General features: G+C 75.6%; 7 protein-coding genes and 2 pseudogenes. 6 read left to right on the forward strand and 3 right to left on the reverse strand.

The features are described from left to right. The 3 genes and pseudogenes from ACFV0G_RS28960 to ACFV0G_RS28970 form a co-directional block, all read right to left on the reverse strand. Positions 1 to 277: pseudogene (locus tag ACFV0G_RS28960) on the reverse strand (hypothetical protein); the annotation flags it as partial. Positions 278 to 373: 96 nt separating this feature from the next. Next, the gene (locus ACFV0G_RS28965; protein WP_380554344.1) at positions 374 to 883 is read right to left on the reverse strand and encodes an SUKH-3 domain-containing protein; all 510 of its coding nucleotides are present in this window, start codon (positions 881 to 883) and stop codon (positions 374 to 376) included. A gap of 26 nt (positions 884 to 909) precedes the next feature. Continuing rightward, positions 910 to 1,398: a YwqJ-related putative deaminase gene (locus ACFV0G_RS28970; RefSeq protein ID WP_380554347.1), complete on the reverse strand. Its 489-nt coding sequence runs from the start codon at positions 1,396 to 1,398 to the stop codon at positions 910 to 912. Between the two features lie 354 nt (positions 1,399 to 1,752). Here ACFV0G_RS28970 and ACFV0G_RS28975 point away from each other — a divergent pair, with 354 nt between their 5' ends. The 6 genes and pseudogenes from ACFV0G_RS28975 to ACFV0G_RS29000 form a co-directional block, all read left to right on the forward strand. Beyond that, positions 1,753 to 2,937, forward strand: coding sequence for a Gfo/Idh/MocA family protein (locus ACFV0G_RS28975; RefSeq protein ID WP_380554350.1), 1,185 nt, complete (start codon positions 1,753 to 1,755; stop codon positions 2,935 to 2,937). Continuing rightward, positions 2,934 to 3,914: an NAD-dependent epimerase/dehydratase family protein gene (locus tag ACFV0G_RS28980; RefSeq protein WP_380554353.1), complete on the forward strand. Its 981-nt coding sequence runs from the start codon at positions 2,934 to 2,936 to the stop codon at positions 3,912 to 3,914. Before ACFV0G_RS28975 ends, ACFV0G_RS28980 begins: the two co-directional genes overlap by 4 nt. A gap of 133 nt (positions 3,915 to 4,047) precedes the next feature. Continuing rightward, the gene (locus tag ACFV0G_RS28985; protein ID WP_380554356.1) at positions 4,048 to 5,160 is read left to right on the forward strand and encodes a DegT/DnrJ/EryC1/StrS family aminotransferase; all 1,113 of its coding nucleotides are present in this window, start codon (positions 4,048 to 4,050) and stop codon (positions 5,158 to 5,160) included. Beyond that, positions 5,157 to 6,710: an MBL fold metallo-hydrolase gene (locus ACFV0G_RS28990; protein ID WP_380554359.1), complete on the forward strand. Its 1,554-nt coding sequence runs from the start codon at positions 5,157 to 5,159 to the stop codon at positions 6,708 to 6,710. Before ACFV0G_RS28985 ends, ACFV0G_RS28990 begins: the two co-directional genes overlap by 4 nt. After that, positions 6,707 to 7,813 carry a DegT/DnrJ/EryC1/StrS family aminotransferase gene (locus ACFV0G_RS28995; RefSeq protein ID WP_380554362.1) on the forward strand — a complete coding sequence of 369 codons (1,107 nt, stop codon included), beginning with the start codon at positions 6,707 to 6,709 and terminating at the stop codon, positions 7,811 to 7,813. The genes ACFV0G_RS28990 and ACFV0G_RS28995 overlap by 4 nt, the downstream gene beginning before the upstream one ends. An 85-nt stretch (positions 7,814 to 7,898) precedes the next feature. Further along, a pseudogene (locus ACFV0G_RS29000) lies at positions 7,899 to 8,375 on the forward strand (HNH endonuclease); the annotation flags it as partial. Between the last annotated feature and the right edge of the window lie 87 nt (positions 8,376 to 8,462).

Genomic DNA, 8,462 nt, shown 5'->3' on the forward strand with positions numbered 1-8,462 from the left:
CCCCCCCCCCCCCCGCGCCCCGCCCGCCCCCCCGCGGGGGGCCGGGCCGGGGCCGGGCGAACTTCCCGCCCTGGTACCGAACCACCGCCAACGCCACCCCCGCCCCGTGGCGCCCCCGGGGGGCCCTCGTCCGGTCCGCGGTCAGCAGCGGCATCCAGGTGTGCGCGCAGACCACCAGCGCCACCGCGGCGAACTTGGCGTTGTCGAACAGCGGCAGGCGCTCGGTGCGGGTCGCGGCCGCGGTGCTCACCGTGGCGGCGGCGGTCTCGACGCTCATCGCGGACCCTCCCGGTTCTCTCCTCGGAATCTCCACAGTGTGGCGCCGAGCGGGATCGAGCGGGAGGGATTCCGGAAAACCTGTGCGGACGCCCCGTCAGGCGGTGCGCAGCCGCTCCGGGGCGAGGCCCAGCACGAGGACGGCCAGTGCCTGGTCCACCGTCGCGCCCAGGTACCACTCGCCGGTGGCGTCCAGGCTGAACACCCGGCCGCCCTCGTCCACGGCCAGCAGCGCCTGCCCGTACAGCTCCTCGCCGAGCGGGGCCAGCCGGGTGCCGAGCGCCCGGCCCAGGTCGGCCAGGGTGCGCGGCTGGTGCAGCCCGCAGCGCGGGTCCAGCAGGAAGGGTGTCGGGGCGAGGACCCGACCGGGACCTGACAGGTCGAACGAGAGCCCGCCGAACTCGGCCCACGCCTCGACGGCGGCCGGGAAGACGGAGTGCGGGGTGTCCAGCGGCCCGCCGTGCTGCGCGAGCACGTCGGCCCAGGCCTCGGCCTGGCGGATCTCCCAGCGCCCCGGGTGCCAGCCGGCCTGCTTGAGGGCGGCGGCGACGTCGGCGGGGAAGCGCGGGTGGGTGCGCACGGCGGTGGGGTTCAGGGTCTGCTCCATGGGTCGGGGACAGGGGTGGGGCGGCGTCAGCGGGCCGGCGGCCCGACCGCGACGCTCACCACGTTCAGGTGCTCCAGCAGCGGCCCGCAGGACCGGCACGGCGGTGCGTGCGTGCCGTGCGCCGGATCGCCCTCCTCCCGGATGCGCACGGTGGTCAGCCGGGCCCCCTTGAGCGCCTTGCGGGCGTCGTGCAGGGAGAGCGGCTTGCGGGCGGCCCGCTTGGACCGCCCGGTGTCCACCGTGGACAGGAACTGGGAGAGGAGCACCGCCTCCGGGCAGCGGCCCAGGAAGCGTTCGCGGTGCTCGATCGGCAGCGCGGCCAGGAACTCCGCGACCAGCGGGTGCAGCAGGGGAGCCAGGTCGGCCTTGTCGCCCGCGAGGGTGTGCACCTGGCCGTTCTTCAGCGACAGCGCCGCCGCCACGGCGGGCAGCAGGCTGTCGCGGTGGTGGCGCAGCACCGGGGCGGCCGCGGCGGCGGCCGGCGGCTCCTCGCCGCCCGACGGGCTCGCTGGCATGACTCTCCTCGGTTCTGCGCGGCCCGCCCGCCCGACCGGGCGGCGGAACCGACGGACCGGCAAATTCCGGTCCGGGTGTCACATTCTGGGCCACAAGACTGTCAAACCCGTCAGGACGCCACGGACCCGGGGTGTACGGAGCGTTGCGAACCGCCGGTGAGCGCGCCTCAGGTTTGCGGATTCGGGCCCGCGGCGCGCACGGCGGCCGGTACCGTTCCAGCTGCGAGGCCACCTGGGCGCACCGTGGGGGCCCCGCCGGCGGGAGTGCCGGCGGGAGCGTGCGTGCCCGGCCCGTACGGACAGCGGGGTGCCGGCGCAGTGACGCTCCGGCACCGGACAAGGGGGGTCTTGTCGATGTCGATGCCGATGCAGGGCGGGCCGGCGGCCGAGGCGCACGAGGCGCCCGGCGAGCACGTCCCCACACCCGGAGCCGCGGAGCCGCGCGCCGCCGAGCGGATCGGCCTGGCCGTCGTCGGCGCCGGCTACTGGGGCCCGAACCTGGTCCGCAACGCCCAGCAGACGCCGGCCCTGCGGCTGCACTGGCTGTGCGACCTGGACGAGCAGCGCTCCCGCCGGGTGCTCGGCGAGTACAGCACGGTGCGCGCCACCACCTCCTTCGACGAGGTGCTCGCGGACGAGCGGGTGCGCGCGGTGGCGATCGCCACCCCCGCGGCCGCCCACTACCGGCTGGTGCGGGCCGCCCTGGAGGCCGGCAAGCACGTGCTGGTCGAGAAGCCGATCACCACCACCGCCGAGGACGCCGCCGAGCTGTGCGAGCTCGCCGAGGACCGCGGCCTGGTGCTGATGTGCGACCACACCTTCTGCTACACCCCGGTCGTCCGCCGGATCCGCGAGCTGGTGCACGGCGGCGAGATCGGCGACGTCCAGTTCTTCGACTCGGTGCGGATCAACCTCGGCCTGGTCCAGCCGGACGTGGACGTCCTGTGGGACCTCGCCCCGCACGACCTGTCCATCCTCGACTTCGTGCTGCCGCCCGGCGTCGAACCGGTCGGCGTCAGCGCCCAGGGCGCCGACCCGATCGGCGCCGGCCGGGCCTGCGTGGCCTACCTCACCGTCCGGCTCAGCAACGGCGCCCTCGCGCACTGCCACGTCAACTGGCTGTCGCCGACGAAGGTCCGCACCACGCTGATCGGCGGCTCCCGGCGCACCCTGGTCTGGGACGACCTCAACCCGCAGGCCCGCCTCACCGTCCACGACCGCGGCGTCGACCTCACCCCGCCCGACGAGCTCACCGACGCCATCCGGCACCGCGCCCTGATCTCCTACCGGGTCGGCGACATGGTCGCCCCCGCGCTGGTCGAGCAGGAGGCGCTGCGCAACGTGATGGCCGAGTTCGCCGCCGCCATCACCGAGGGCCGCGCCCCGCTCACCGACGGCCGCTCCGGCCTGCGCGTGCTGCGGCTGCTGCACGCCGCCTCCCGCAGCCTGGAACTCGGCGGCGCCACCGTGCCCGTCGGGGCCGGCGCGGACACCGACATCGAACTGATCACCGCACAGGAGAGGGCCGCCGCCCGATGAACGCAGTCCCCGTCACCGGATCCCGCTGCCTGGTCACCGGCGGCGCCGGCACCATCGGCTCCACCGTCGTCGACCAGCTGATCGAGGCCGGGGCCCGCGAGGTCGTCGTCCTGGACAACTTCGTCCGGGGCCGGATGGCGAACCTCGCCCGCGCCGAGCACCTCGCCGCCCCCGGGCAGCTGCGCGTCGTCGACGGCGACATCCGCGACCGCGCCCTGCTGCGCGAACTCCTCGGCGACGACACCGACCTGCTCTTCCACCTCGCCGCGATCCGGATCACCCAGTGCGCCGCCGAGCCCCGGCTCGCCCTGGAGATCATGGTCGACGGCACCTTCGACGTCATCGAGGCCGCCGCCGAGCGCGGCGTCCGCAAGCTGGTCGCCTCCTCCACCGCCTCCGTCTACGGCCTCGCCGACACCTTCCCGACGCCGGAGACCCAGCACCCCTACAACAACGACACCTTCTACGGCGCCGCCAAGGTGTTCAACGAGGGCATGCTGCGCAGCTTCCACGCCACGACCGGCCTGGACTACGTCGCGCTGCGCTACTTCAACGTGTACGGGCCCCGGATGGACGTGCACGGCCGCTACACCGAGGTCTTCATCCGCTGGATGGAGCGGATCGCCGCCGGCCAGCCCCCGCTGATCTTCGGCGACGGCGCCCAGACCATGGACTTCGTCTACACCGAGGACATCGCCCGGGCCAACCTGCTGGCCGCCGCGGCCCCGGTCACCGACCGGGTCTACAACATCGCCTCCGCCTCCGAGGTCTCGCTGCGCGGCCTCGCCGACGCCCTGCTCGCCGCCATGGACCGCACCGACCTCGACGTCGAGCACGGCCCCGCCCGCGGCACCGCGGGCGGCGTGGTGCGCCGGCTCGCCGACATCTCGGCCGCCGAGCGCGACCTCGGCTGGAAGCCCGAACTCGGCCTGGACGAGGGCCTGCGCCGGCTCGTCGACTGGTGGCGCGAGCAGTAGCAGTCCCCGGGCCGCCCCCGGCCGTCCTCACCGTCCCGACCCGCGCGCCGCACGCCGTGAACCTCACGCCGCGAGCCGCACGCCGTGAACCGCGAGCACCCCCCGGAGCAGACCTGTGTCCACCATCCCCGTCATGATCCCCTGGCTCGGCGAGGAGGAGGCCGAGGCGGCGGCCGAGGCCGTCCGCTCCGGCTGGGTCGCCCAGGGCCCGCGCGTCGCCGAGTTCGAGCGCGCCTTCGCCGAGCACCTCGGGGTGCCGCACGCCGTCGCGGTCTCCTCCTGCACCACCGCCCTGCACCTGGCACTGATCGGCGCCGGCGTCGGCCACGGCGACGAGGTCGTGGTGCCCTCGCTCTCCTTCATCGCCACCGCCAACGCCGTCACCTACGTCGGCGCCGTCCCGGTCTTCGCCGACGTCGACCCGGCCACCGGCAACCTGACCGCCGACACCGTGGCGCCGCTGCTCACCGACCGGACGAAGGCCGTGATCGCCGTCGACCAGGGCGGCATCCCGGTCGACCTGGACGCGATCCGCGCGGTGGCCGAACCGCGCGGCGCCACCGTGATCGAGGACGCCGCCTGCGGCGCCGGCGCCACCTACCGCGGCCGCCCGGCCGGGGCCGGCGCGGCGATCGCCGCCTACTCCTTCCACCCCCGCAAGCTGCTCACCACGGGCGAGGGCGGGATGGTCACCTGCCACGACGCCGGCCTCGCGGCCCGGCTGCGCCGGCTGCGCGAGCACGGGATGAGCGTCTCGGCCGCCGACCGGCACACCGCCGCCGGCGGGGCCGCCGTCGTCGAGACGTACGACGAGATCGGCTTCAACTACCGGATGACCGACATCCAGGCCGCGATCGGTCTGGTGCAGCTGGGCAAGCTGCCCGCGATGGTCGGGCGCCGGCGCGTGCTGGCCGAGCGCTACCGGGCCCTGCTCGGCCCGCTCGCCGCCGGCATGGTCACCGACCCGCCGCACGGCACCGGCAACTACCAGGCCTGCTGGCTGCTGCTGCCGGACGGCGCACCCGACCGCACCGAGGTGCTCGCCCGGCTCGCCGACTCCGGGGTCTCCGCGCGGCGCGGCATCATGGCCGCCCACCTGGAGGCCCCGTACAAGGGCACCGCGCGCGTCCCGCTGCCCGCCACCGAGCTGATCACCGGCCGCTCGCTGATCCTGCCGCTCTTCCACACCCTCAGCGAGGAGCAGCAGGACACCGTGGCCATCGCCCTGCTGGAGGCCGTCGGGTGACGTCGGTCAGGCACCTCGGGCACGCCGGCTTCCTGGTCGAGCACGCCGGCCTGCGCATCCTGATCGACCCGTGGTTCCACCCGGCCTTCCTGGAGGCCTGGTTCCCCTACCCCGACAACCGGTGGCTGCTGCCCGAGGTCGCCGCCGGCCGCTACGACTACCTCTACGTCTCGCACACCCACGAGGACCACTTCGACGAGCGGCTGCTGGCCAGGCTCTCCCGGGACGTCACCGTGCTGGTGCCGCGCTTCCGCACCGGGTCGCTCGCCCGGCGGCTGACCGCGCTCGGCTTCACCCGGCAGGTCCGGCTCGCCCACCGCGAGGAGTACCGGCTCGGCCCCGACGCGACCGCGACCATGCTGCTCGACACCAGCCACAAGGAGGACAGCGCGCTGCTGCTCGACCTCGGCGGCACGCGCTTCCTCGACCTCAACGACTGCAACCCCCCGCTGTCCGAACTCCCCACCGGCGTCGACCTGCTGGCCGCCCAGTACTCCGGCGCGATGTGGTACCCGAACGCCTACGACTACCCGCCCGCGCAGATGGCCGCCAAGACCGCCGCCGTCCGCGCCGACCTGATGGACAGCCTGGCCCGCAAGGTTCACCTCACCGGCGCCCGCGCCTACCTCCCGTCGGCCGGTCCGGCCTGCTTCCTCGACCCGGAGCTCGCCCGCTTCAACGACCGCGAGCGCACGATCTTCCCGCACTGGGAGGACGTCGCCGCCGACTTCGCGCTCGCCTGCCCCGACACCCTCGTGCTGCGCACCTCCCCGGGCGACCTCGCCGCCGCCCCGAGCACCCCCGGGCGCTGGCTCACCGACCCGGACGGCTACCTCGACGACTACCGCGAGCGCCGCCGCGACGAGTGGCAGGCCTACCACCTCAGCGAGTCCCCCGAGCCGACCGCCGACGAGGTCGCCGCCCACTTCGACCGGCTCCGGCGGCTCAACCGCCCGCTGCTCGCCGACTACCGCGGGGGCCTGGCCCTGGAGGCGGGCGGCGCCGCCTGGCGGATCGCCCTCGGCGACCTCGCCGGCCGGATCGAGCTGGAGGACGAGCCCGTCGACCCGGCGTACACCCTGCGGGTCCCGCCGCGCGCCCTGCGGGCCGTCCTCGACGGCCGGGCCGGCTGGGAGGAGGCGCTGCTGTCCATGCGCCTCGGCCTGCACCGCGACCCCGACGTCTTCGACCTCACCCTGCTCTCCCTGCTGCGCTACGGCCACCAGCCGGCGCAGACCCGGCGGCTGGTGCGCGAGCGGGCCGCCACGGGGGAGACGATCGAGCGGGACGGCCTGCGGCTGCAGCGCTGGTGCCCGCATGCCGGCGAGGACCTCAGCCACGCGCTGATCGCCGAGGGCATCGTCGAGTGCCCCCGCCACCACTGGAAGTGGTCCGCCGCCACCGGGGCGTGCCTGGCCGGCGGCGCGCTCCCGCTGCGGGTCGAACCGCTGCCCGCCGGCCGCCCGGCACCCGGCCCACTGCCCGCCCAGTCGTGCACCGAGCCGTCCACCGACCCCGTACCCGAGCCTGCCGAGAGGCGAATCCCATGACCGACATCCCGCTCGTCGACCTGCACGCCTCGCACGCCGAGGTCGCCGAGGAGGTCCGGGCCGGCTTCGACGCGGTGCTGGCCTCCGGCGCCTACATCAAGGGGCCGGACGTCGCCGCGTTCGAGACCGAGTACGCCGCGTTCAGCGGCGTCCGGCACGCGATCGGCACCGCCAACGGCACCGACGCCGTCGAACTCGCGCTGCGCGCCCTCGACCTGCCGGCCGGCGCCGGCGTGGCGGTGCCCGCCAACACCTTCGTCGCCACCGTGGAGGCGGTCGTCCGGGCGGGCCTGCGGCCGGTGCCGGTCGACGTCGACGACACCCACCTCCTGATCGACCCGCGGGCCGTGGAGGCCGTCCTGCCGCAGGTCGCCGCACTGCTCCCGGTCCACCTCAACGGCCAGCTCGCGCCGATGGCCCCGCTGCTCGCCCTGGCCGGCGGGCGGCCGGTGGTGGAGGACGCCGCACAGTGCCAGGGCGCCCGGCAGGACGGCCGCCCCGCCGGGTCCTGGGGACGGATCGCGGCGACCAGCTTCTACCCCGGCAAGAACCTCGGCGCCTACGGCGACGCCGGCGCGGTCACCACCGACGACGAACGGCTGGCCACCGCCGTCCGGCTGATGGGGGACCACGGCTCGGGGCGCAAGTACGTGCACGAGCGGTTCGGCTTCAACTCCCGCCTGGACACCCTCCAGGCGGTGGTGCTGCGCGCCAAGCTCCGCCGGCTGCCCGCTTGGAACGAGGCCCGCCGGGCCGCCGCGGCCCGCTACGCCGAGCTGCTGGCCGGCCTGGACGGGGTGAGCACGCCGCACACCCTGCCCGGCAACGAGCACGTCTGGCACCTGTACGCCGTGCGGGTGGCGCGCGGGCGCGACGCGGTGCTCGCCGACCTCCGGGCCGCGGGCATCGGCGCCGGGGTGCACTACCCGGTGCCGGTCCACCTCCAGCCCGCCTTCCGCGGCCTCGGCCACGGCGAGGGGTCCTTCCCGGTCGCCGAGCGCTCCGCCACCGAGATCCTCACCCTCCCGCTGTTCCCGCAGATCACCGAGGACCAGCAGGTGCGGGTCGCGGAGGCGCTGGCGAAGGCGCTGAAGAACCGCTAGCTCGTCCGCCGCCCCTGGCCACAGGGGGTACGGCGTCCCCTACGCTGGTGCCCGCAATGTTGCAGCAGCCAGTGGGGGAGCCCTGATGACGACAGGTCGGCCCGGAGCCGCGGCCGCGCCCAACGCGGCGTACGCGGGCCAGGTGGTGCAGTTCCCGGATCCGGTCCGGGCCGCGGCGCACCCGGCGGGCGTCCGCGTGGACGAGTACGGCTTCCCGGACTTCGCCCCGTACGCGGCCGCCGCCGCCGAGGTCGCCGACCCGCCGGAGGGCTTCGGCGTGGACGAGCTGCGGCTGACCGACTACGTGTCGGCCAACGCCGCGCTCTACACGCAGGGCCACGAGCTCTGGGCCGACCTGCCGACCGCCGTCGCCACCCCGCCCGGCTGGACCTGGCACCACGCGGTCGGCCGGGCGGCGCCCGGCTGGCGGCGGATGGAGCTCGTCCCGGTCGAGGTCAAGGCGCTGCTGCGGCACCACGGCGGGCTGGCCCGCTCCTCGGCCGACCACACCCGGCGCGGCACCCGCCCGCTCCAGGAGCACCGGCCGGTGCACTTCCCGCTGGCCATGGACGGGCGGCGCCCCCGCCCCGCGCCCCAGGGCCCCGGGCTCCAGTGGGGGTAAACACTAAACCCCCCCCCCCACAGCGGG

The organism is Kitasatospora sp. NPDC059571, assembly GCF_042735675.1.
In the GTDB taxonomy this organism is placed as follows: domain Bacteria; phylum Actinomycetota; class Actinomycetes; order Streptomycetales; family Streptomycetaceae; genus Kitasatospora.

Excerpts from the sequence above, each read along its gene's own strand:
- ACFV0G_RS28980 (WP_380554353.1), top strand. The coding sequence starts at position 2,934 with ATGAACGCAGTCCCCGTCACCGGATCCCGCTGCCTGGTCACCGGCGGC.
- ACFV0G_RS28965 (WP_380554344.1), bottom strand. The coding sequence starts at position 883 with ATGGAGCAGACCCTGAACCCCACCGCCGTGCGCACCCACCCGCGCTTC.
- ACFV0G_RS28985 (WP_380554356.1), top strand. The coding sequence starts at position 4,048 with ATGATCCCCTGGCTCGGCGAGGAGGAGGCCGAGGCGGCGGCCGAGGCC.
- ACFV0G_RS28995 (WP_380554362.1), top strand. The coding sequence starts at position 6,707 with ATGACCGACATCCCGCTCGTCGACCTGCACGCCTCGCACGCCGAGGTC.
- ACFV0G_RS28975 (WP_380554350.1), top strand. The coding sequence starts at position 1,753 with ATGTCGATGCCGATGCAGGGCGGGCCGGCGGCCGAGGCGCACGAGGCG.
- ACFV0G_RS28970 (WP_380554347.1), bottom strand. The coding sequence starts at position 1,398 with ATGCCAGCGAGCCCGTCGGGCGGCGAGGAGCCGCCGGCCGCCGCCGCG.